Source organism: Mycobacterium sp. VKM Ac-1816D (genome assembly GCF_000416385.1).
Taxonomy (GTDB): Bacteria; Actinomycetota; Actinomycetes; order Mycobacteriales; family Mycobacteriaceae; genus Mycobacterium; species Mycobacterium neoaurum_A.
In genome coordinates, this window is record NZ_AOHQ01000117.1 from 29,999 (window position 1) to 50,260 (window position 20,262).

The window sequence follows — 20,262 nt, forward strand, 5'->3', positions numbered from 1 at the left end:
TCAGTCCTGTCGAGGCTGGTAGATGTCGGGCACTCCGTCATGATCATCGTCGGCCGTTTCGGCTTCCTGAATTCGGCGGTATGCGGCATTTCTGGTGGCCAGCACCACCGCGGCCGACACTGCCGCAATGAGCGAACCCGTCAGCACCCCGACCTTCACGAACTCCGCGCGTGTCGCGTCGCTGTAAGCCAAATCACCGATCAGCAACGACACGGTGAATCCGATGCCTGCCAACATCGACACCCCGATCACGTCGACCCAGCGCAGCGAGCTGTCCAGTTCGGCGCGGGTGAGCTTCGACAACGTCCAGGTGGTGCAGAAGATGCCGATCGGCTTGCCGAGGACCAGCCCGGCCACGATGCCCAGCGTGATCGGGTTCGTCAGCGCCTGGGCCAAACCGCTGAATCCACCGAGTGCGACACCCGCGGCGAAAAAGGCGAACACCGGGATGGCCACTCCGGCCGATAGTGGGCGGGTCTTGCGCTCGAAGTATTCGGCCATGCCGGAGCCGAGGTCGTCACCGGCGCGGGTGACCGACCGGTGCACGGGTACGGCGAAGCCCAGCAGCACCCCGGCAACGGTCGCGTGCACACCGGATTCGTGCATCAGGACCCACGTCGCGACCGACAGCGGGATCAGGATCCACCAGGCCTTGATGCCCCGTTGCACGCAGAGCGCGAACACGGCCAGCGGGATGAACGCCGCAGCGAGTACACCGATGTCGAGGTCGTCGGTGTAGAACACCGCGATCACCGTGATGGCCAGTAGATCGTCGACCACCGCCAACGTCAGCAGGAACATCCGCAGCGCCGACGGCAGATGGGTGGATATCACCGCGAGCACGGCGACGGCGAACGCGATATCGGTCGCGGTGGGGATCGCCCAGCCGTGCAGGGCGTCCTCGCCGCCGCGCCAGGCGATGGCGGCGAAGATCAGCGCGGGCGCCGCCATGCCGCCCACGGCTGCGGCGATGGGCAGCGCTGCGCGGCCCGGGTCGCGCAGATCGCCGGCGACGAACTCCCGCTTGAGCTCGAGACCCACCACGAAGAAGAAGATCGCCAGCAGCCCGTCGGCGGCCCAGTGCCCGATCGACAGAGACAGATGCAATCCGAACGGCTCGGCACCGATCTCGAAGTCCCGCATGGCGAAATAGCGGTCCGCCCATGGTGAATTGGCCCAGATGATGGCGGCTGCGGCGGCGATGAGCAGGATGACGCCGCCGACGGTCTCCTTGCGCAGGATCTCCGAGACCCGCTTGGCCTCCGGCCATGAGCCGAGGGTGAGAAGTCTGCGGTTGTTCATCAAGCTCCCTTGGTCAGCGCGATATGAACGCCGACCAGACTTCCCGGCACACCGGTACGGAGATTACCGGTTGCCGGGTCAGGCCGCCCGGGAGCCGACGACGGACGCATCCACGGTCGCCTCGGGCGCGGCTCGCCGTCCGCCGCGGTAACTGGCCAGATACCGCTCGGCGTCATCGGACGGGCGCTGTTCGGCCCACAGGCTGGAAACCCCGCGGCGAAGGCCCTTCCGTACACCGATGACGGCCGCGACGAAGGCACTGACCATCATTGCGGCGGTCGCGATGACCCACGGGCTCCGCGCCGCCAGGGCGGCGACGGTCAGGCCGAGGCACAGGAATCCGACAAGCAGGCTGACGTAGCCGAGATAGATGACGGTCGTGCCCTTCCATTTCTTCATCGTTCACTCCTCCCTGAGCTACGCTACGCGTCGCGTAGCGATACGTATACCGTAGCGCATAATGCAGGAAGGACATCCCCGGGACCGAGAGGACACCATCGATGGCAGATTCCGATGCGGTCGGCAGTCGGATCACCGACGCCGCGCTGCACCTGTTGCGGTCAGCGGGACCCGCAGCGGTGACGATCCAAGCGGTGCAGGCCCATTCGGGAATCGCCAAGACCACCATCTACCGCCGCCACCAGGACCGGCGCGCCATGCTGCGCGCCGCTCTTTCGGAGTTGATGACACCGACGCCGCCACCGCCCCGCGCCGACACCACCGATCGGCTGCACTGGCTGGTGCGCAACGCCGTCGCCGCAGTCGACGGAGGCATCGGATTCGGCGGCTTCGCCTCACTCCTGACCGATGAAGACCCAGAGTTCAGCGGACTGTTCCGGGAAGTCCTCGGCAACCAACGGGCGGCGCTGGTCGTTGTCATCGACGAGCTCAAGTCCGACGGCAGCATCTCGGCCGATATCGATCCAGAGGCGCTCATCGATGCCGTCGTCGGCGCGTACGTCGCCGAACGAGCACGCACCGGACGGGTCGGCGACTGGGATGCTCGGCTGTTCGACCTGCTGTCGACCGCGCTGCGCGCCTGAGCTCAGACGTCCGGTTCGGGGTCGGGGCGGGTCCAGCCCAGGATCATCGCCGGGGTGCAGCCGCCGATGAGCAACGTCGTCAAAGCCATCAAGCCGCCCGCGTACGCCATGTTGGGATCGGTGCCCCCGGTGATGACAGACCCGAAGACGAGATAGAGCACCGGGATCATCACGAGGTTCTGGGTGACCGTGAGCCCGATCGACCGGGCACTGTTGCGCTGGGCTATCTCGAATTCGTCGAGGGCGCCCTGCGGCGCGTCGCCGCGACGGCTGGACACGATCTGCATGGCGATCCAGGCCGGGAAGAACACCACGCACGCGGGTAGCCACAGCAGTGGCGCCCAGGACACGCCGAATGCGCACAAGACGCTGACGCCGAACATCGCCACGAACGTCACCGCGAGGACTCCCACGAGGATCCGCCTGCGCCGCCTGCTGCGCCAACCGGGGAGCGAGTTCTCCCACACCTGTTCTTGTTTCAGGAACCGCCTGGTCCGGAAGTTCTGGTAGCGCTCGATCACATCCGCGTCAGCCATTGTCAATCGCCTCCCTTGTCGCGTCGGTAGACCTGGCCGGACAACGGTGCGAACTCGGTCCGCGAGAACACCGCCTCGACCGGAAGATCGAACACATCGCAGATGCGGAACGCGAGATCGAGGCTCGGGTAATGATCGCCCCGCTCCAGCGCACCGACGGTCTGCGGGTTGACCTCGATGAGGGCCGCCAGGTCGGCCCGGCTCATACCGCGCTCCGCGCGCAGAACGCGGATGCGGTTGTGGATCGGGAGCGTTTCACCCCGTTTCACCGGACTCATACAAGCAATTGTTGGGAAAACCCAACGTTCCGTCAAGTCGGCACAACTCTTCGCCCTCCACGACACTACGGTTTGTGGCGAGAATTCAGCCTTTTCGCGCAAAAACACGTAGTCTCGCGGACTCAGTCAGGCCTCGACGCCGCCGCAGATCGCGCGCCGGAATGTTCTGGCCGCGCGGCCTGAGTCAGCGCGTCAGCACCGCCACACATTCGACATGGTGGGTCAGCGGGAAAGAGTCGAAAACCCGCAGCGACTCCACGTCGTAGCCGTGTCGTCGGTACTCACCGATATCCCGCGCGAATGATGCTGCCTCACAACCGATATGGATGATCCTCGGCACACCGGCCAGCGCCTCGATGATCTCACGGCCGGCACCCGAGCGCGGCGGGTCCAGCACCGCGACGTCGGGACGGGACCGTTCGGCGGCCACCACCCGGCGCACCGAATCGGTCACCACCGAAACCTGCGGGGCATCCGAGAGCGCCGCCCGCGCCGAACGCGCCGCACCGCGGGAGGTGTCGACGGTGACAACCCGGCCGCTCTCCCCGACCGCGTCGGCCAGCACCGACGCGAACACCCCGGCACCGCCGTACAGATCCCACGCCGTGCCACCCGGCTGGGCACCGGCGACCCGGCCGATGAGCTCGCTGTAGGTGCGCGGCGCGTCCTTGTGCGCCTGCCAGAACGCCGTCACCGGAACGCGCCACCGCCGATCGCCGATCTCCTGCACGGCCTCGTAGTCACCCTCCACCACACGGGTGCTCGCCTTGCGCCCGGTTCGCGGTCCGGCCTGCACGATATGGCGACGGCCGAGATCGTCGACGGCGATGTGCAGCTGTGCCCCTGGCGGCCAACGCGATCCGTCGAGGCCGTCGAGCATCCCGGCGGGCAGCTGCGCACAATGCAGCGATTCGGCCAACTCATCGCTGTGGTAACGGTGGAACCCGGCGCGACCGGAGTCCGAGACGTCCAGTCGGACACGCGTGCGCCAGCCGGTGGCGCCCACCGTTCCCACCTCCTCGGCCTGCCCGGACCACTCGAACCCGCCGAGCCTGCTCAGCTGGTTGGCCACCACATCGCCCTTGATCCGGCGGGCGGCGGCAGGATCGACGAACGCCAGATCGCAACACCCGGAACCCTCCGAACCCGCGATGGAGCACAACGAGTCGATCCGATCGGGCGAGGCCTCGAGGACCTCGACAACATCGGCGTGCCAATAGGATCCGCGCTCGGACACCACACGCACCCGGACCACCTCGTCGGGCAGTGCGTAGCGCACGAACACCACGCGGCCGTCGTGGCGGGCGACACAGCTGCCACCGTTGGCCGCCGGCCCGGTGGTCAGCGTCAGCTCGATCAATCCAGAAATCCTCTACGTGCATCGCCGGGCGCAGACTGCGGTTGCATGGTCTTGAGCCGCTCCGACGAGTTGAGCTGCCAGGGTACCGAAGTGACCATCACGTTCGGCTCGAAGAGCAGCCGACCCTTCAGCCGCAACGCGCTCTGATTGTGCAGTACCTGTTCCCACCAATGCCCGACCACATATTCGGGGATGAACACCGTGACCACCGTGCGCGGCGACTCACGGGTCACCCGCTTGACGTAATCCAGTACCGGCCTGGTGATTTCGCGATACGGCGAGGCGATGACCTTCAGCGGCGTGCTGACATCGCTCTCTTCCCAGGTATGCACCAACTCGCGGGTCTCGGCATCATCGACACTGACGGTGATAGCTTCCAGGACATCCGGCCGGGTGGCGCGCGCGTAGGCCAGGGCGCGGCGGGTGGGCAGGTGCAACTTGGACACCAGCACCACGGCGTGGTTACGGCTGGGCAGCACCACGTCCTCGAGTTCGGCCTCCTGCTCGTCGAGCTCGCGCGCCACGGTGTCGTAGTGCCTGCGGATCATCTTCATCAGCACGAAAAGCGATCCCATGGCCAAGATCGCGATCCACGCACCGGCCATGAACTTGGTGATCACGACGACCACCAGCACGGTGCCGGTGCACACACAGCCGACGGCGTTGATCACCCGCGAGCGCATCATGTGCCGGCGGACGGCCGGGTCGGTCTCGACCTTCAGGTAACGCGTCCAGTGCCGCACCATGCCGATCTGGCTGAGCGTGAACGAGACGAAGACGCCCACGATGTAGAGCTGGATCAGGTGGGTGACCTCGGCCTGGAACGCCACCACGAAGGCGATGGCCGCGAAAGCCAGGAACAGGATCCCGTTGGAGAACGCCAGCCGGTCACCGCGGGTGTGCAGCTGCCGTGGCAGGAACCGGTCCTGGGCCAGGATCGATCCGAGAACGGGGAAACCGTTGAACGCGGTGTTGGCCGCCAGCACCAGGATCAGCGCGGTCACCCCGGCGATGGCGTACAGGCCGACCGGGAAGTCGTGGAACACCGCGTCCGCGAGCTGTGCGATCAGCGTCTTCTGGTGATATCCCGGTGGGGCGCCGATCAACTGGGTCTCGGGGCTTTCGGCGATCTTCACGCCGGTTTCCTTGGCCAACAGGATGATCCCCATGAACAGCGTGGTGGCCACCGCACCCAACATCAGCAGCGTCGAGGCCGCATTGCGCGATTTGGGTTTCTGGAAGGCGGGGACTCCGTTGCTGATGGCCTCCACACCGGTCAGGGCCGCACAGCCGGACGAGAACGCCCGCGCCACCAGGAACACCATGGCCACCGCCATCAGATCGCCATGCTCGGAATGCACGTCGAACGAAGCCGACTCCGCACGCAGCTCGTGGCCGAGCACGTAGATCTGGAACAGGCCCCACCCCAGCATGATGAAGATGCCGACCATGAAGGCGTAGGTGGGGATGGCGAAGGCGGTGCCCGACTCCCGGATGCCGCGCAGATTCAGCGCGGCCAGCACCAAGATCGCCAGCACCGCGAACAACACCTTGTGCTGGTTGATGAACGGCACCGCCGACCCGATATTGGCCATCGCCGAGGACATCGAGACAGCCACGGTCAGGACGTAGTCGACCAGCAGCGCGCTGGCCACCGTCAGGCCCGCCGTGCCACCCAGGTTGGTGGTCACCACCTCGTAGTCGCCACCGCCGGAGGGGTAGGCATGGACGTTCTGCCGGTAGCTGGCGATCACGATCATCATCACCAGCGCGACGGCAAGACCGATCCACGGGGCGAACGAGTACGCCGCCAAGCCGGCCACCGAGAGCACCAGGAAGATCTCCTCCGGCGCGTAGGCGACCGAGGACAACGCATCGGAGGCGAACACCGGCAGCGCGATCCGCTTGGGCAACAGCGTGTGGGACAGCTTGTCGCTGCGGAACGGTCTTCCCAGGACCAACCGCCTGGCGGCGGTCGAAAGCTTGGACACGAGTGCCAAGAGTAAGCGCAGCGGCGATTGGCTGTAGCGTTCCGGGTGCGCCGGGACACCGGTGTGTTGGATATGGCGGTATTCCTGGACGACGGCCAGAGAGGACCGAGAGTGCGGGTAGTGGTGATGGGGTGCGGCCGGGTGGGCGCATCGCTGGCTGACGGACTGGCCAGGATCGGACACGAGGTTGCCGTGATCGACCGTGATTCCACCGCGTTCAACCGGCTGTCCCCCGAATTCTCCGGCGAGCGCGTGCTGGGCATGGGATTCGACCGGGATGTCCTGCTGCGTGCGGGGATCCAGGAGGCCGGCGCCTTCGCGGCGGTCTCCTCCGGTGACAACTCCAACATCATCTCCGCGCGTGTCGCACGCGAGACCTTCGGCGTCGAGCGGGTTGTCGCGCGCATCTACGACGCCAAACGCGCCGCGGTCTACGAGCGCCTGGGCATCCCCACCGTCGCGACCGTGCCGTGGACGACCGACCGGCTGCTCAACGTCCTGACCAGGGAGTCCGAGACCACGAAGTGGCGGGACCCGTCGGGCAACGTCGGCGTTGCCGAACTGCCCCTGCATCAGGACTGGGCCGGCCATCCGGTCACCGAGCTGGAGACCACCACCGGCGGCCGGGTCGCGTTCCTGCTGCGCATGGGCAGCGGCCTGCTCCCGGACGCCAAGACCATCATCCAGGCCGGTGACCAGGTCTTCATCGCCGCCATCTCCGGTCACATCGCCGAGGCCATGGCGATCTCGGCACTACCGCCCAGCGAGGACGACGCATGAAGGTGGCCATCGCCGGAGCCGGTGCAGTGGGCCGGTCCATCGCCCGTGAACTCGTCGCCAACCATGAGGTCACACTGCTGGAGCGTGATCCCGAACACATCGACGTCGACGCCATCCCGGCCGCGCACTGGCGCCTCGGTGACGCCTGCGAGTTGAGCCTGCTGGAGGGGGTGCGGCTCGAGGAGTTCGACGTCGTGATCGCCGCCACCGGCGACGACAAGGCCAATGTCGTATTGAGCCTGCTGGCCAAGACCGAGTTCGCGGTGCCGCGGGTGGTGGCACGGGTCAACGATCCGCGCAACGAGTGGCTCTTCGACGAGAACTGGGGTGTCGACGTCGCGGTGTCCACCCCGCGCATGCTGGCCTCGCTGGTCGAGGAGGCGGTCGCGGTGGGTGATCTGGTGCGCCTGCTGAGTTTCCGTAAGGGTCAGGCCAACCTGGTGGAGATCACCCTGCCCGATGACACCCCGTGGGGCGGCAAGGCCGTCAAGCGGCTCAATCTGCCGCGTGACGCGTCACTGGTGACCATCCTGCGCGGCCAGCGGGTGATCGTCCCCGAAGGCGACGAGCCGCTGGAGGGTGGCGACGAGTTGGTTTTCGTGTCCACCACCGAGGCCGAGGACGAGCTGCGCCAGCTACTCCTGCGGCCGCAGGCGCGCTGATTCATGTAGCGCCTTCTGCGCGGCCCGGATGGCGAACCAGGTGATGACGGCCGCCACGCCGGTCAACGGCCATCCCATGGCGATCCTGGCCACCCCGAGCATGCCGACATCGTCGGCGTCGTAGAGGTGGCGCTGTACGACGAACCGCGACGCGAACACGATCGCCCACGCGAAGGTCGCCACATCGAAGGCCAGCACCGCCCGGCGCACCGCGCGCCAGTCCCGCCCGTGACCGCTGAACCAACTCCAGGCGTAGCCCACCAACGGACGACGGATCACGATCGAGACGGTGAACACCGCGGCGTAGACCAGCGACATCCAGATGCCGTAGGCGAAGTAGCCGCGTGATTCGCCGAGCCACCAGGCGATCAGCCCGCTGATCCCCACGCCGATGAACCCGGATATGGCGGGCTGCACCGTGTCGCGCCGGATCAGCCGCCACACCAGGACCAGCGCCGCCACACCGAGGGCCGCCCAGATCGCGGGCATCAGACCGAATTTGGTCGATACGGGCACGAACACCAGGACCGGCAGCGAGGAGTAGATCAGGCCGCTGATGCCGCCCATCTGGTCCAGGATCGCCTGCCCGCCCTTCTTGGCGGGTTCCTCGGCGGTGACTTCGGAGGTATCCCCCGTCACTTCTGGATCTCGTAGTGCGGGTTGTAGATCGCCTTCGCACCGTTGTCGAGCTTGCCGATCCGTCCGTGCACGCGCAGGGTCCGGCCGGTCTCGATACCGGGGATGCGCCGCTGACCGAGCCAGACGAGCATCACCGCGTCGGTGCCGTCGAACAGTTCGGCCTTGACGCCCCCGGCGCAGGCCTTGCCGTTGCACTCGACGCTGCGCAGCGTGCCGACCATGGTGACTTCCTGGCCGCGCTCGCAGTCGATGGCCTTCTGGGCGCCGGTGCCGGCGGCCTCATCGCTGAGTTCCTCGACATCGCGTTGCTCGGGGTCTTCCGTCAACCGGCGGGTAAGCCGGCGAAGATACCCCTCGGCGGTAGCCATGACCTCTCCCTCACCGCGAATCGTCTTCGATCCGCATACTGACCAACGCCACCGTAGACCTGTTGGTTCCGATTCGCCACGCCGGGCATCGGCGCGGCACGATCGGATGATGACCGTCGACTTGACAGGCGTCACGACCGTCCTGATGGCAGGCACCGGATCCGACGACGACTACGTCTATCGCGCCTTCGCCGCGCCGCTGCACGCCGTGGGCGCGGTGGTGCTCACCCCGGCCCCCGACCCGCACCGACTGATCGCCGGCTACGTTGCCGCGCTGACCGAGGCCACCGCGGCGGCCGGGCCGATCGCCGTCGGCGGGGTGTCCATCGGCGCGGCCATCGCCGCGCACTGGGCATTGGCCCATCCGGACAGCACCGTCGCGGTGCTCGCCGCACTGCCCGCCTGGTCGGGGGCGCCCGGTGATGCCGTGGCCGCGCAGGCGGCGCGCGCGTCGGCACGTCAGCTACGCACCGACGGGCTGGCGGCGACGATCACCGCAATGCGGGAATCGAGCCCGGCCTGGCTGGCCGAGGAGTTGGCCCGGTCATGGACCGGACAGTGGCCGGGGCTGCCCGATGCGATGGAGGAGGCCGCCGGGTTCGTGGCGCCCACGGTCGACGAACTGCGGACGCTGTCGGCGCCGATGGGCATCGCCGCGGCCGTCGATGATCCGATCCATCCCGGACAGGTCGGCTACGAGTGGGCTGCCGCGGCACCGCGCGCGGCGCTGCAGACGGTGACCCTCGAAGAAATCGGGGCGGACCCGGCGCGCCTGGGTGCGGCGTGCCTGACCGCTCTGAGCGGGCTCTAGCCGCCGGTGATGGTGCTGCGCATCTGCTGCATGGCGGTGCCCTGCGCGCTGCGCCGTGCCGCCGGTTCCGGCGGGACCTGTCCCTGAGCGTGGGCTTGCGCCTGTTGGGCGGCGGCCTGCTGGGCCGCCGCGGCGCGCAGCTGGGCGGCCATCGCCTCGGGCAGCTGCACAGCCAGCGGTGTACGCACCGGCAATGGCGTGTCTCCACGGCGAACAACCGTGTCGGCCAACGCTTCTCGCGCTTCGACCGCCAGCGCGTCGACCTTCTCCGGGAGTCCGTTGACGACACAGCGGATCATCCACCGGTAGCCGTCGACACCGATGAAGCGCACCACTCCGGGCTGCTGCCCCTCCGGAACCGAGGTGCTGGCGCCGACGACCTCGCGCCCCCACTTGCCGTCGTCGATGCGCACCTTGGCACCGTCCTTGCGCAGCGACTCGGCCAGCTCGGTGGCCACCTCGCGCCACAGTCCCGCCGACTTGGGCGCCGCGTATGCCGCGATGGTGAAACGGCCGTTGGGCGTCACCACCCAGACCGAACTCGGCACACCCTGATCGGTGAGCTCCACCTGCACCTGACCGGCGGCCGGCAGCGGAATGAGCACCGAACCGAGGTCGAGGCGCGCCACCGTCGCCGACTCCGGATCATCGAAATCCTCGATGTCGAAGGGGCCGTCGAAATCGTCGTCGTCGTTATCTGTCATCACAAACTCGCATGTCCGCCTGAAGAGCCGTGGCCACCGCTGCCACGGGAAGTGTCAGCCAGCCCGGCCTCGTCGAATGACGGGACCTCGACCAGCTCGGGAAGCTCGACCCGCTGCACCAGCAGCTGTGCGATGCGATCTCCGCGTCGCACCGCTATCGGCTGCTGCGGATCGAGGTTGATCAACGCCACCTTGATCTCACCACGGTACCCGGCGTCGACCGTGCCCGGACTGTTCACGATCGAAAGACCCACGCGCGTAGCCAATCCCGACCGTGGGTGGATCAGACCGACCATCCCGTGCGGGATGGCGACCGCGATCCCGGTGGGGACCAGGCTGCGATGCCCCGGCTTGAGATCGACATCGACGGCGCTGTACAGGTCTACGCCGGCATCACCGTCGTGAGCCCGGCTGGGCATCGGAAGGTCGCGATCCAATCGCACGACCGCCAGAGAAGTGGGCACGGGCGCAAAGATTACTCTTGGGCACGTGTCCGATACGCGCGCCATCGCCCAAACCGTGCGCTACCGCGAACGCCTTCGGGTCCCGTGGTGGTTCTGGCTGCCCGGATTGGGGCTCGCCGCACTGATCGCCGCCGAGGTCAACATGGGCGTGGCCGCCCTGCCGGACTGGGTGCCCTATGCGGTGCTGCTGCCCGTGGCGGCGGCGGCGCTGATGTGGATGGGACGGATGGAAGTCCGGGTCGTCCAGAACGGCACCTCAGACGACGCACCGGTCGAGTTGTGGGCGGGCCCGGCGCATCTGCCGGTGAACCTGATCGCCCGGTCGGCCGAGGTTCCCCGATCGGCCAAATCGTCGGCCCTGGGTCGCCAACTGGACCCAGCGGCCTATGTGCTGCATCGGGCCTGGGTCGGCCCGATGGTGCTGGTCGTACTCGACGATCCCGATGACCCGACCCCCTATTGGCTGGTCAGTTGCCGGCACCCGGACCGGGTGCTGGCGGCCCTGCGCAGCTGACTGCTGGATCATCGGGACCGGTTCCGCGGCGCTAGGCGGCGCAGTCGGTGCAGATCATCACGCCGTTCTTCTCGCTTGCCAGCCTGCTGCGGTGGTGCACCAGGAAGCAGCTCGAACAGGTGAACTCGTCAGCCTGCTTCGGCACAACCCGCACCGACAGTTCCTCGCCGGAAAGATCGGCGCCGGGCAATTCGAACGATTCGGCGGACTCCGATTCGTCGACGTCGACGACGGCCGACTGGGCCTCGTTGCGTCGCGCCTTGAGCTCCTCGAGCGAATCCTCCGAGACGTCGTCGGTCTCTGTTCTCCGTGGAGCGTCGTAGTCGGTGGCCATTCAATCCCCTCCTAATTCATGCAGCGTCGTGCAGCAAGGCTTTGTACCAGCGCAGAACGCCTACGCCAAATGATTCGTGCCCCGATTGGGTTCAGATTGACTGTGATTTATATCACAACGTAAACGTCCTGGTAGAAGCGCCCGTCCCGGCATACCTCTAAGGTGCAGTGGTGGTCGCATCCATCACCGAGGGCACGGCGTTCGACAAGCACGGCCGGCCGTTCCGTCGCCGCAACGTCATCCCGGTGCTGTGCCTGTTCGTGGTGCTGGCCCTGGCGGCCGGCGTGATCTGGGTCGTCGCGCTCAACCAGTCGACCGTCGTGCCCGAAGCAGTGGCCTGCAATGCGCCCCCGCCCGCCGCAGATGCCACCCAGACCCAACTCGGTGAACCGGTGTCGCGCACCGAGATGGCCGAGGTGATGCCCGCCCGTCTCGCCGACACCAAGGTCCGCGTCCTCAACGCCAGCGGCCAAGCCGGGCAGGCGGCCGATGTGTCCGGGGCGCTGCAGGGCCTCGGATTCGCGCAGCCGACCGCCGCCAACGACCCCGTGTACGCCAACAGCAGACTCGAATGCCAAGGTCAGATCCGGTTCGGCGAGGCGGGCCGGGCGGCCGCGGCCGCGGTCTGGCTCGTCGCGCCCTGCACCGAACTGTTCCAGGACGGCCGCACCGATGACACCGTCGATCTGGCCGTCGGCACCGAGTTCAGCGAGTTCAGCCGCAGCGACGATATCGACGCGATGCTCGCCGGCCTGCGGCCCGATGCGACCCAACCTGCCGACGCGGCGCTGCTGACCAAGATCCACAGCGCCACCTGCTGAGCCCTCAGATCCGGTCGGCCAGCGCCTCGGCGACACCGGGCGCGGCCGCCATCAGCGCCCCGCCCCCGTCGGGGCCCGGCAGGCGCACGACGGCTCCGGCCTCGGCGGCGATCAGCGCGCCGGCCGCCCAGTCCCACACCTGCACGCCGTCCTCGAAGTAGGCGTCCAGCCGCCCCCGGGCCACCATGCACAGGTCCAGCGCACAGGACCCGATGCGCCGAATATCGCGAACCTGGGGCAACAACGCGGTAAGCACCTCGGCCTGACTGGCCCGGTGCGCCGAATCATAGGAGAATCCGGTGCCCACCAGCGCCATCGACAGATCGTCGATGGTGTTGCACCGCAACGCGGCCTGCACACCGGCGCCGGTGACCGTCGCGCCGTGCCCCACCGCCGCCGAGTAGATCTCGCCGGTGGACACATGGGCCACCGCACCGGCCACCGAGACACCGTCGATCTGGACTCCCACCGACACCGCATAGGCCTCGATGCCGTAGACGAAGTTCACCGTCCCGTCGATGGGGTCGATCACCCAGACCGGGACGCCGGGTTCACCCACCGCCGACCCACCCTCCTCCTCACCGAGGATGGGCTCACCGGGCCGCAACTCGGCCAGCCGGTCGCGCAGCAACCGTTCGGTCTGGGTGTCCACCACGGTCACCGGGTCGGTCGGGGTGCTCTTGGCCTGCACCGCATCGGCCACCGGAACAGCACCGAACACCTCGGCCCGTCGGGTCAACACGAAAGTTGCCGCCTCCGTGGCCAATTGCTCGGACACCTGGCGCAACGTCTGCGGATCAGTCATGAGTACATCGCACCACAACCCGTTAGGGTGATGTCGGATTGCCCGCCGGACCCTGCTGAGGAGCGTTCCAATGACCGATTCGCCCAATACTGGCTTCGGCGTCGACGTCGGCGGCAGCGGCATCAAGGGAGGCATCGTCGACCTCGACACCGGAACCCTCATCGGCGACCGGATCAAAGTGGCCACCCCGCAGCCCGCCACCCCCGATGCCGTCGCGGCGACCGTGGCGGCCGTGGTCCGCGAGTTCGGCTGGACCGGGAGCCTGGGCGTCACCTATCCGGGCGTGGTGACCAACGGCGTCGTGCGCACCGCGGCCAACGTCGACAAGGGCTGGATCGGCACCGACGCCGCCGAGGTGATCAGCAATGTGCTGGAAGGCCAGCACGTGACCGTGCTCAACGACGCCGACGCCGCGGGCCTTGCCGAGGCGCAATACGGCGCAGGCAAGGACAACACCGGTCTGATCGTGCTGCTGACGTTCGGCACCGGCATCGGGTCGGCGGTGATCCACAACGGTCTGCTGCTCCCCAACACCGAGTTCGGCCACCTCGAGGTCGACGGCAAGGAAGCCGAGCATCGCGCGGCCTCCTCGGTCAAGGAACGCAGGGAATGGAACTACCAGCGTTGGACCGAGGAGGTGACCAAGGTGCTGGTGACCATCGAGAACGCGATCTGGCCCGACCTGTTCATCGCCGGCGGCGGAATCAGCCGCAAGGCCGACCGCTGGATCCCGATGCTCAAGAACCGCACCCCGGTGGTCCCCGCCGCGCTGCGCAACTCGGCGGGAATCGTCGGCGCGGCGATGGCCGCCAAGGGCATTCACGTGCAATAACACGCGACCGGATTTGCCGCTCGGCACGGTGGTGGACCACACTGTCGTTACAATGGTCGACGGCGGCCGCCACCGACTGATAGCGGCGGATATCCCAAGCAGAGATACGACGCCACTATTCGAGATAGCCGAATTTCGGTGACGCGTGCGCGTGGTCACCGTCCAGCATTACCGAGAGGTGTACGTGGCAGCGACAGAGGCAAGCCCGGCAACCGACGAGCCGGTGAAGGCCACCGCCACCAAGACCGCCGCGAAAAAGGCGCCGGCCAAGAAGGCACCGGCCAAGCGGGCCGCGAAGAAGGCACCGGCCAAGAAGGCACCGGCCAAGGCCGCATCGCCGCGAGGCAAGAAGGACGAGTCCGGCGAGGAAGTGAACCTCGGCGAGGAACTCGACGGTGCCGAGGATCTGGACGTTGAGCCCGGCGATGATCTCGAGGATGTCGAGATCGACGACCTGGAGACCGACGACGAGACCGACCCCGCCGACGCGGACTCCGACGAAGAGGCCGAAGGTGACGACGCCTCCCCCGCCGCGGCCAAGCCGGCCAAGGACGGCGAGGACGATATCGCCGAGCCGACCGAGAAGGACAAGGCCTCGGGAGACTTCGTCTGGGACGAAGAGGAGTCCGAGGCGCTGCGCCAGGCCCGCAAGGACGCCGAGCTCACCGCCTCGGCGGACTCGGTGCGGGCCTACCTGAAGCAGATCGGCAAGGTCGCGCTGCTCAACGCCGAGGAGGAGGTCGAGCTCGCCAAGCGCATCGAGGCCGGCCTGTACGCCACTCAGCTGATGACCGAGAAGGCCGCCAAGGGTGAGAAGTTCACCCCGACCGAGCGCCGGGACATGACGTGGATCTGCCGTGACGGCGACCGCGCCAAGAACCACCTGCTGGAGGCGAACCTGCGACTGGTGGTGTCGCTGGCCAAGCGCTACACCGGACGCGGCATGGCGTTCCTGGACCTGATCCAGGAGGGCAACCTCGGCCTGATCCGTGCCGTCGAGAAGTTCGACTACACCAAGGGCTACAAGTTCTCCACCTACGCCACCTGGTGGATCCGCCAGGCCATCACCCGCGCCATGGCCGACCAGGCCCGCACCATCCGTATCCCGGTGCACATGGTCGAGGTCATCAACAAGCTGGGCCGCATCCAGCGCGAGCTGCTTCAGGACCTGGGTCGCGAACCCACGCCCGAAGAGCTGGCCAAGGAGATGGACATCACGCCGGAGAAGGTGCTGGAGATCCAGCAGTACGCGCGTGAGCCGATCTCGCTGGACCAGACCATCGGCGACGAGGGCGACAGCCAGCTCGGTGACTTCATCGAGGACTCCGAGGCCGTGGTGGCCGTCGACGCCGTGTCCTTCACCCTGCTGCAGGATCAGCTGCAGTCGGTGCTGGAGACGCTCTCCGAGCGTGAGGCGGGCGTGGTGCGGCTGCGGTTCGGCCTGACCGACGGTCAGCCGCGCACCCTCGACGAGATCGGCCAGGTCTATGGCGTCACGCGTGAGCGCATTCGTCAGATCGAGTCCAAGACGATGAGCAAGCTGCGCCACCCCAGCCGTTCCCAGGTGTTGCGCGACTACCTGGACTAGGCCCGGTCGCTCAGCGCACGACAACCTGACTGGGCGTCCGCGGGGCACCCAACCAGGCGCGGTGCGACGGCGGGCGGCGTCCGCCCTCGTCGGTGATGCCGTAGCGCTCGCCGAGCTCCGCTCCGATCAGGGTGTGCCCGGACAACCCGGCCAGCTCCGGATCCGCGAACAACGCGTCGATCAGATGCCCGGTGAACTCCGGGGTCTCGGCGTGCTCGGCGGTCGCCGCCAAGGCCTCGGGGTTGCCCGCGAAGGCGGCCCGCAGCCGTTCGGTGAGCAGGATGCCCATCCAGATCGACACCGTGGCGACATCGCTGCCGCGGAAGTCGACCGCCATATCGGCGGCCAGCTTGTCGATCCCGGCCTTCTGCGCCCCGTACGCGGGGCCGTGCATGTAGCACACCGACCCCGGCGACGAGGTGAAGGCGATCAGCCCCCGCGGCCGTCGCAGTAACAACGGCGCGGCGTGCCAGGAGGCGACATAGGCCGACCGGAGACCGACGTCGAGCACGTCGCCCAGGCCGATCGGCTTGTCCCAGAACGGCTTCGACCCGGTCAGGTCGTCGTGGACCACGGCGGCGTTGTTGACCAGAAGATCCAGCCCACCCTCGTCGGCGCCGACGCGCGCGAAGAACTCGCCCACGGCGGCGTCGTCGGCGTGGTCCAACCGGACCGCCACGCCGCCGGGCGGTGCGGCGTCGATGGTCCGCCCGGTGCCGTAGACCTTCCACCCGTGCTCGCCGAGTGCGGTCGCGATGCCGCGCCCGGCACCGCGACCGGCCCCGGTCACCACCGCGATCCGCTGCGCTGCCGTCACCGGCTCAACGTACCGGTGACTACCATGGCGGCGTGTCCGAAGACGTTCACCCGAGTGCGGCGAAGAAGCCGTCTGCCGCCGGCACATACGGCGTGACACTTGTCACAGCAGCGGCCGGCAACGGTCCGTAAAGGTGTGGGAACACCATCGATTCGGGATCGGTCGGCACGCCGGGCTCCCATCGCACCTCATCGTTCAGTGCCCGCGGGTCGATGTGCAGCAGCACCAGATCGGTCCGTCCCGCGAACAAGCGGTTGGCGGGCAGATGAACCTGTTCAGGAGTGGAGAGGTGCACGAATCCGACATCGTCCAGCGATGCCGGACGATGCTCGCCGGCGGCACGCGCCCGCTCCCACTCTTCGGCCGTGCACAGGTGCAAAAGAAACGCGCTCTGGGTACTCACGCTGTCCAGGTTGCCCGCACGGTAACGCCGGCGCAGTGAGACACGACACACCGGTGAACCCCCGGGGAACAAGGCCAGAACCGAAAACGTCTGACACAGTAGACATACGCACCCAGGCAGAACGGAGGAAGCGCCGTGAACGCAACCCTGATGAGTCCGGAACTGACCCGGGCAGATCGCTGCGACCGCTGCGGTGCCGCCGCACGCGTACGCGCCAAGCTGCCTTCCGGTGCCGAGCTGCTGTTCTGCCAGCATCACGCCAACGAGCACGAGGCGAAGCTGATCGAACTGGCCGCCGTGATCGAGGTCAGTCCGGTCGACGCATAGCGAACATCACGCGCCGCCCTCCGGGGCGGCGCGTGCTTTCGTCGGGAATGCTGGACCAGTGATGAGCGACCAGTCCTCGACAAGACCGTCACGCCACCACATCTGGCCCATCCTCAAGCGCACGCTGTCGAAGGCGTGGGACGATTCGATCTTCTCGGAATCCGCGCAGGCCGCATTCTGGTGCGCGTTGTCGCTGCCCCCGCTGTTGCTCGGAATGCTGGGCAGTCTGGCCTATCTCGCGCCGCTGTTCGGTCCCGACACCTTGCCCACCATCGAAGAGCAGCTCATCGGTACATCGGAGCGGTTCTTCTCGCAGAACGTGGTCAACGAGATCATCGAGCCGACGATCTACGACATCGTGCGGTCGGCGCGCGGCGAGGTGGTGTCGCTCGGATTCGTCATCTCGCTGTGGGCCGGGTCCTCGGCCGTGTCGGCCTTCGTCGACTCGGTGGTCGAGGCACACGACCAGACGCCCCTGCGCCACCCGGTCCGACAGCGTTTCTTCGCACTCGGCCTCTACGTGATCATGCTGGTCAGCGCGGTGCTGACCGCTCCGTTCATCGCACTGGGACCGCGCAAGATCACCGAGTACATCCCGGAGAGCTGGTCGCACACGCTGCAGTACGGTTACTACCCCGTGCTGGTGATCGCGCTGATCGTCGTGGTCACCGTGCTCTATCGCGTGTCACTACCCAGTCCGCTGCCCACGCACCGATTGGTCGTCGGCGCGGTGCTGGCCACCGCGGTCTTCCTGATCGCCACGTTCAGTCTTCGGTTCTATCTGACCTGGATCACCGCGACCGGCTACACCTATGGCGCGTTGGCGACCCCGATCGCGTTCCTGCTGTTCGCCTTCCTGGCGGGCTTCGCGGTGATGATCGGCGCCGAACTCAACGCCGCCATCCAGGAGGAGTGGCCCGCCCCGGTGACGCATGCCGACCGGGTCCGCGAGTGGATATCGGCCAAGACCGACACCGCGCGGGCCGGTGCCGCCAAGTCCGAGCCGCAGCCCGATCCCGGCGACGCTACTTCTTGAGTTGTTCGTAGATCTTCTTGCAGTCCGGGCACACCGGTGAACCGGGCTTGGCGGCCTTGGTCACCGGAAAGACCTCGCCGCACAGTGCGACGACATGCGTGCCCATGACGGCACTTTCGGCGATCTTGTCCTTCTTGACGTAATGAAAGACCTTGGGGGCGTCGTCATCGGTCCCGTCGTCGACGTGCTCGTCGGTATCGGGCCGTTCGATGGTCTGGGTCTGCATCGCTCCATTGTGCCCGGCACGTGCGCGCGGCGTCTCGGGTGTGCGACAGTGGAGTGATGAAACAAAGCCCCGAGCTGAGTTTCGACGACCAAGGTCGCCCGGTGCTCATCACCCGCGCTGCACTGCCCCACGACGAGCAGCATCGCGCCCGGGTGCGCAAATACCTCACCTTGATGTCCTTCCGCATTCCCGCGCTGGTGCTGGCCGCCGTCGCCTACGGGATCTGGCACAACGGTTTGATCTCGCTGGCGATCATCGTGGCCTCCATTCCACTGCCCTGGATCGCGGTGCTGATCGCCAACGACCGCCCACCGCGCAGCGCCTCGGAGCCGCGCCGCTATCCCGGTGCGGGCACGGGCCGGCGCACCCCGCTGTTCCCCACCGCCGAGCGCCCGGCCCTGCAGGCACCCGTTCGGCCCGATCCCAGTGCGGGCAGTCCGCATGCGGGCCACGGCGTTCCCGACTGAGCAGCCTCTTCTCCACTTCTCAGGACATTCTCAGGTCGTCTGTTTAAAGCCGCAGGTCAGGTGGTATGCCACTGGGACCGAGCGGGAACTCACGAACCCTCTCGGGCGTTGTACGCAGTGACAGTTCCGCCGAGCAGGAGGCCGTAAATGGCGATCGCCACCGCAAGCCGCATCGATTCCGATCTGGACGCCCAGAGCCCCGCCGCCGACCTGGTCCGCGTCTATCTCAACGGCATCGGCAAGACCGCGCTGCTGAACGCGGCCGACGAAGTCGAGCTGGCCAAACGCATCGAGGCAGGCCTGTACGCCCAGCACGTCCTGGACACCAAGAAGCGCCTCGGCGAGGCCAAGCGTCGCGATCTGGCGGCCGTGGTCCGCGATGGTGACGCCGCGCGTCGTCATCTGCTGGAGGCCAACCTGCGCCTGGTGGTGTCGCTGGCCAAGCGCTACACCGGACGCGGCATGCCGCTGCTGGACCTGATCCAGGAGGGCAACCTCGGGCTGATCCGCGCGATGGAGAAGTTCGACTACGCCAAGGGCTTCAAGTTCTCCACCTACGCCACCTGGTGGATCCGCCAGGCCATCACCCGGGGTATGGCCGACCAGAGCCGGACCATCCGGCTGCCCGTCCACCTCGTCGAGCAGGTCAACAAGCTGGCCCGCATCAAGCGCGAGATGCACCAGAACCTCGGTCGCGAGGCGACTGACGAGGAACTGGCCGAGGAGTCGGGTATCCCCGTCGAGAAGATCACCGACCTGCTGGAGCACAGCCGCGACCCGGTGAGCCTGGACATGCCGGTCGGCAGCGACGAAGAGGCGCCGCTGGGTGACTTCATCGAGGACTCCGAGGCGATGTCGGCCGAGAACGCCGTGATCTCCGAGCTCCTGCACACCGACATCCGGTATGTGCTTGCCACGCTCGACGAGCGCGAGCAGCAGGTCATCCGGCTGCGCTTCGGCCTGGACGACGGCCAGCCGCGCACTCTCGACCAGATCGGCAAACTGTTCGGGCTGTCCCGCGAGCGGGTCCGCCAGATCGAGCGCGAAGTGATGTCCAAGCTCCGTAACGGAGATCGGGCCGAGCGGCTGCGGTCGTACGCCAGCTGATCCAGACCACCCACCCCGTGATGCCCGTCGCGCGTTCCGCGGCGGGC

27 protein-coding genes are annotated in these 20,262 nt (G+C 67.4%); 12 read left to right on the forward strand and 15 right to left on the reverse strand.

The window, feature by feature from the left end; all coding sequences use genetic code 11:
• A complete protein-coding gene (nhaA, locus tag G154_RS04960; RefSeq protein WP_019511813.1) occupies nt 1-1,302 on the reverse strand; it encodes a Na+/H+ antiporter NhaA in 1,302 nt (433 codons plus the stop codon).
• 78 nt (nt 1,303-1,380) lie between these two features.
• On the reverse strand, nt 1,381-1,701 hold the full coding sequence (locus G154_RS04965; RefSeq protein WP_019511812.1) for a hypothetical protein: 321 nt from the start codon (nt 1,699-1,701) through the stop codon (nt 1,381-1,383).
• Nucleotides 1,702-1,802: 101 nt separating this feature from the next.
• On the opposite strand from G154_RS04965, the gene G154_RS04970 reads away from it, so the two are divergent.
• On the forward strand, nt 1,803-2,345 hold the full coding sequence (locus tag G154_RS04970; protein WP_019511811.1) for a TetR/AcrR family transcriptional regulator: 543 nt from the start codon (nt 1,803-1,805) through the stop codon (nt 2,343-2,345).
• A 2-nt stretch (nt 2,346-2,347) separates the two neighbouring features.
• Here the strand turns inward: G154_RS04970 and G154_RS04975 are convergent, their stop codons facing one another.
• From G154_RS04975 to G154_RS04990, 4 genes are all read right to left on the reverse strand, one after another.
• Nucleotides 2,348-2,881, reverse strand: a complete 534-nt coding sequence (locus tag G154_RS04975) for a hypothetical protein (RefSeq protein WP_019511810.1) — start codon at nt 2,879-2,881, stop codon at nt 2,348-2,350.
• A gap of 2 nt (nt 2,882-2,883) precedes the next feature.
• Entirely contained in the window at nt 2,884-3,159 is a 276-nt protein-coding gene (locus G154_RS04980; RefSeq protein WP_019511809.1) for a helix-turn-helix transcriptional regulator, read from the reverse strand.
• A 184-nt stretch (nt 3,160-3,343) separates the two neighbouring features.
• A complete protein-coding gene (locus G154_RS04985) occupies nt 3,344-4,519 on the reverse strand; it encodes a class I SAM-dependent RNA methyltransferase (protein ID WP_019511808.1) in 1,176 nt (391 codons plus the stop codon).
• Complete coding sequence (locus tag G154_RS04990; RefSeq protein WP_023985659.1) at nt 4,516-6,510, reverse strand: APC family permease; 1,995 nt, start codon at nt 6,508-6,510, stop codon at nt 4,516-4,518. Before G154_RS04990 ends, G154_RS04985 begins: the two co-directional genes overlap by 4 nt.
• A 111-nt stretch (nt 6,511-6,621) precedes the next feature.
• Here G154_RS04990 and G154_RS04995 point away from each other — a divergent pair, with 111 nt between their 5' ends.
• Both G154_RS04995 and G154_RS05000 read left to right on the forward strand, forming a co-directional pair.
• The gene (locus G154_RS04995) at nt 6,622-7,290 is read left to right on the forward strand and encodes a TrkA family potassium uptake protein (protein WP_023985658.1); all 669 of its coding nucleotides are present in this window, start codon (nt 6,622-6,624) and stop codon (nt 7,288-7,290) included.
• Nucleotides 7,287-7,952 (forward strand): TrkA family potassium uptake protein, encoded by a 666-nt coding sequence (locus G154_RS05000; RefSeq protein WP_019511805.1) that lies wholly within the window; start codon nt 7,287-7,289, stop codon nt 7,950-7,952. The genes G154_RS04995 and G154_RS05000 overlap by 4 nt, the downstream gene beginning before the upstream one ends.
• Here G154_RS05000 and G154_RS05005 read toward each other — a convergent pair.
• Both G154_RS05005 and G154_RS05010 read right to left on the reverse strand, forming a co-directional pair.
• The gene (locus G154_RS05005; protein WP_045546572.1) at nt 7,926-8,591 is read right to left on the reverse strand and encodes a DUF3159 domain-containing protein; all 666 of its coding nucleotides are present in this window, start codon (nt 8,589-8,591) and stop codon (nt 7,926-7,928) included. The genes G154_RS05000 and G154_RS05005 overlap by 27 nt on opposite strands.
• Nucleotides 8,588-8,959 carry an OB-fold nucleic acid binding domain-containing protein gene (locus G154_RS05010; RefSeq protein WP_019512968.1) on the reverse strand — a complete coding sequence of 124 codons (372 nt, stop codon included), beginning with the start codon at nt 8,957-8,959 and terminating at the stop codon, nt 8,588-8,590. The genes G154_RS05005 and G154_RS05010 overlap by 4 nt, the downstream gene beginning before the upstream one ends.
• Before the next feature lie 109 nt (nt 8,960-9,068).
• Between G154_RS05010 and G154_RS05015 the strand changes: the two genes are divergently transcribed.
• Nucleotides 9,069-9,770, forward strand: a complete 702-nt coding sequence (locus G154_RS05015; RefSeq protein WP_023985656.1) for a hypothetical protein — start codon at nt 9,069-9,071, stop codon at nt 9,768-9,770.
• On the opposite strand, the gene G154_RS05020 is transcribed toward G154_RS05015, so the two are convergent.
• On the reverse strand, nt 9,767-10,474 hold the full coding sequence (locus G154_RS05020; RefSeq protein ID WP_031601451.1) for a DUF3710 domain-containing protein: 708 nt from the start codon (nt 10,472-10,474) through the stop codon (nt 9,767-9,769). The two genes, G154_RS05015 and G154_RS05020, sit on opposite strands and share 4 nt — an antisense overlap.
• Nucleotides 10,474-10,938, reverse strand: a complete 465-nt coding sequence (gene dut / locus G154_RS05025; RefSeq protein ID WP_019512971.1) for a dUTP diphosphatase — start codon at nt 10,936-10,938, stop codon at nt 10,474-10,476. Before dut ends, G154_RS05020 begins: the two co-directional genes overlap by 1 nt.
• A gap of 25 nt (nt 10,939-10,963) precedes the next feature.
• Between dut and G154_RS05030 the strand changes: the two genes are divergently transcribed.
• The gene (locus G154_RS05030) at nt 10,964-11,452 is read left to right on the forward strand and encodes a DUF3093 domain-containing protein (protein WP_023985655.1); all 489 of its coding nucleotides are present in this window, start codon (nt 10,964-10,966) and stop codon (nt 11,450-11,452) included.
• 31 nt (nt 11,453-11,483) lie between these two features.
• Here G154_RS05030 and G154_RS05035 read toward each other — a convergent pair whose 3' ends face one another.
• Complete coding sequence (locus G154_RS05035; protein ID WP_015306517.1) at nt 11,484-11,786, reverse strand: DUF4193 domain-containing protein; 303 nt, start codon at nt 11,784-11,786, stop codon at nt 11,484-11,486.
• A gap of 170 nt (nt 11,787-11,956) precedes the next feature.
• Between G154_RS05035 and cei the strand changes: the two genes are divergently transcribed.
• Entirely contained in the window at nt 11,957-12,607 is a 651-nt protein-coding gene (gene cei, locus G154_RS05040) for an envelope integrity protein Cei (RefSeq protein ID WP_023985654.1), read from the forward strand.
• Nucleotides 12,608-12,611: 4 nt separating this feature from the next.
• Here cei and G154_RS05045 read toward each other — a convergent pair whose 3' ends face one another.
• Nucleotides 12,612-13,412, reverse strand: a complete 801-nt coding sequence (locus tag G154_RS05045) for an inositol monophosphatase family protein (protein WP_019512974.1) — start codon at nt 13,410-13,412, stop codon at nt 12,612-12,614.
• Nucleotides 13,413-13,482: 70 nt separating this feature from the next.
• Here G154_RS05045 and ppgK point away from each other — a divergent pair, with 70 nt between their 5' ends.
• The gene (gene ppgK, locus G154_RS05050; protein ID WP_019512975.1) at nt 13,483-14,244 is read left to right on the forward strand and encodes a polyphosphate--glucose phosphotransferase; all 762 of its coding nucleotides are present in this window, start codon (nt 13,483-13,485) and stop codon (nt 14,242-14,244) included.
• A 184-nt stretch (nt 14,245-14,428) separates the two neighbouring features.
• Nucleotides 14,429-15,832: an RNA polymerase sigma factor gene (locus G154_RS05055; RefSeq protein ID WP_023985653.1), complete on the forward strand. Its 1,404-nt coding sequence runs from the start codon at nt 14,429-14,431 to the stop codon at nt 15,830-15,832.
• 10 nt (nt 15,833-15,842) lie between these two features.
• Here G154_RS05055 and G154_RS05060 read toward each other — a convergent pair whose 3' ends face one another.
• Entirely contained in the window at nt 15,843-16,649 is an 807-nt protein-coding gene (locus G154_RS05060; RefSeq protein ID WP_019512977.1) for an SDR family NAD(P)-dependent oxidoreductase, read from the reverse strand.
• Between the two features lie 46 nt (nt 16,650-16,695).
• Nucleotides 16,696-17,052, reverse strand: coding sequence for a DUF952 domain-containing protein (locus G154_RS05065; protein ID WP_031601450.1), 357 nt, complete (start codon nt 17,050-17,052; stop codon nt 16,696-16,698).
• Between the two features lie 135 nt (nt 17,053-17,187).
• Here G154_RS05065 and G154_RS05070 point away from each other — a divergent pair, with 135 nt between their 5' ends.
• Together G154_RS05070 and G154_RS05075 are read left to right on the forward strand one after the other, a co-directional pair.
• Nucleotides 17,188-17,379, forward strand: coding sequence for a hypothetical protein (locus G154_RS05070; protein ID WP_023985651.1), 192 nt, complete (start codon nt 17,188-17,190; stop codon nt 17,377-17,379).
• A gap of 61 nt (nt 17,380-17,440) precedes the next feature.
• On the forward strand, nt 17,441-18,415 hold the full coding sequence (locus G154_RS05075; RefSeq protein WP_019512980.1) for a YihY/virulence factor BrkB family protein: 975 nt from the start codon (nt 17,441-17,443) through the stop codon (nt 18,413-18,415).
• On the opposite strand, the gene G154_RS05080 is transcribed toward G154_RS05075, so the two are convergent.
• Nucleotides 18,405-18,641: a DUF3039 domain-containing protein gene (locus G154_RS05080; RefSeq protein ID WP_019512981.1), complete on the reverse strand. Its 237-nt coding sequence runs from the start codon at nt 18,639-18,641 to the stop codon at nt 18,405-18,407. The two genes, G154_RS05075 and G154_RS05080, sit on opposite strands and share 11 nt — an antisense overlap.
• A 56-nt stretch (nt 18,642-18,697) precedes the next feature.
• Between G154_RS05080 and G154_RS05085 the strand changes: the two genes are divergently transcribed.
• Nucleotides 18,698-19,108, forward strand: a complete 411-nt coding sequence (locus G154_RS05085; RefSeq protein ID WP_023985650.1) for a DUF3099 domain-containing protein — start codon at nt 18,698-18,700, stop codon at nt 19,106-19,108.
• A 147-nt stretch (nt 19,109-19,255) separates the two neighbouring features.
• Nucleotides 19,256-20,215 (forward strand): sigma-70 family RNA polymerase sigma factor, encoded by a 960-nt coding sequence (locus tag G154_RS05090; RefSeq protein WP_019512983.1) that lies wholly within the window; start codon nt 19,256-19,258, stop codon nt 20,213-20,215.
• The last annotated feature ends 47 nt before the right edge of the window (nt 20,216-20,262 follow it).

Coding starts and splice junctions, on each gene's coding strand:
- nhaA (WP_019511813.1), bottom strand. CDS start 1,302: ATGAACAACCGCAGACTTCTCACCCTCGGCTCATGGCCGGAGGCCAAG.
- G154_RS04965 (WP_019511812.1), bottom strand. CDS start 1,701: ATGAAGAAATGGAAGGGCACGACCGTCATCTATCTCGGCTACGTCAGC.
- G154_RS04970 (WP_019511811.1), top strand. CDS start 1,803: ATGGCAGATTCCGATGCGGTCGGCAGTCGGATCACCGACGCCGCGCTG.
- G154_RS04975 (WP_019511810.1), bottom strand. CDS start 2,881: ATGGCTGACGCGGATGTGATCGAGCGCTACCAGAACTTCCGGACCAGG.
- G154_RS04980 (WP_019511809.1), bottom strand. CDS start 3,159: ATGAGTCCGGTGAAACGGGGTGAAACGCTCCCGATCCACAACCGCATC.
- G154_RS05000 (WP_019511805.1), top strand. CDS start 7,287: ATGAAGGTGGCCATCGCCGGAGCCGGTGCAGTGGGCCGGTCCATCGCC.
- G154_RS05010 (WP_019512968.1), bottom strand. CDS start 8,959: ATGGCTACCGCCGAGGGGTATCTTCGCCGGCTTACCCGCCGGTTGACG.
- G154_RS05015 (WP_023985656.1), top strand. CDS start 9,069: ATGACCGTCGACTTGACAGGCGTCACGACCGTCCTGATGGCAGGCACC.
- G154_RS05020 (WP_031601451.1), bottom strand. CDS start 10,474: ATGACAGATAACGACGACGACGATTTCGACGGCCCCTTCGACATCGAG.
- G154_RS05035 (WP_015306517.1), bottom strand. CDS start 11,786: ATGGCCACCGACTACGACGCTCCACGGAGAACAGAGACCGACGACGTC.
- G154_RS05045 (WP_019512974.1), bottom strand. CDS start 13,412: ATGACTGATCCGCAGACGTTGCGCCAGGTGTCCGAGCAATTGGCCACG.
- ppgK (WP_019512975.1), top strand. CDS start 13,483: ATGACCGATTCGCCCAATACTGGCTTCGGCGTCGACGTCGGCGGCAGC.
- G154_RS05075 (WP_019512980.1), top strand. CDS start 17,441: ATGAGCGACCAGTCCTCGACAAGACCGTCACGCCACCACATCTGGCCC.
- G154_RS05080 (WP_019512981.1), bottom strand. CDS start 18,641: ATGCAGACCCAGACCATCGAACGGCCCGATACCGACGAGCACGTCGAC.
- G154_RS05085 (WP_023985650.1), top strand. CDS start 18,698: ATGAAACAAAGCCCCGAGCTGAGTTTCGACGACCAAGGTCGCCCGGTG.
- G154_RS05090 (WP_019512983.1), top strand. CDS start 19,256: ATGGCGATCGCCACCGCAAGCCGCATCGATTCCGATCTGGACGCCCAG.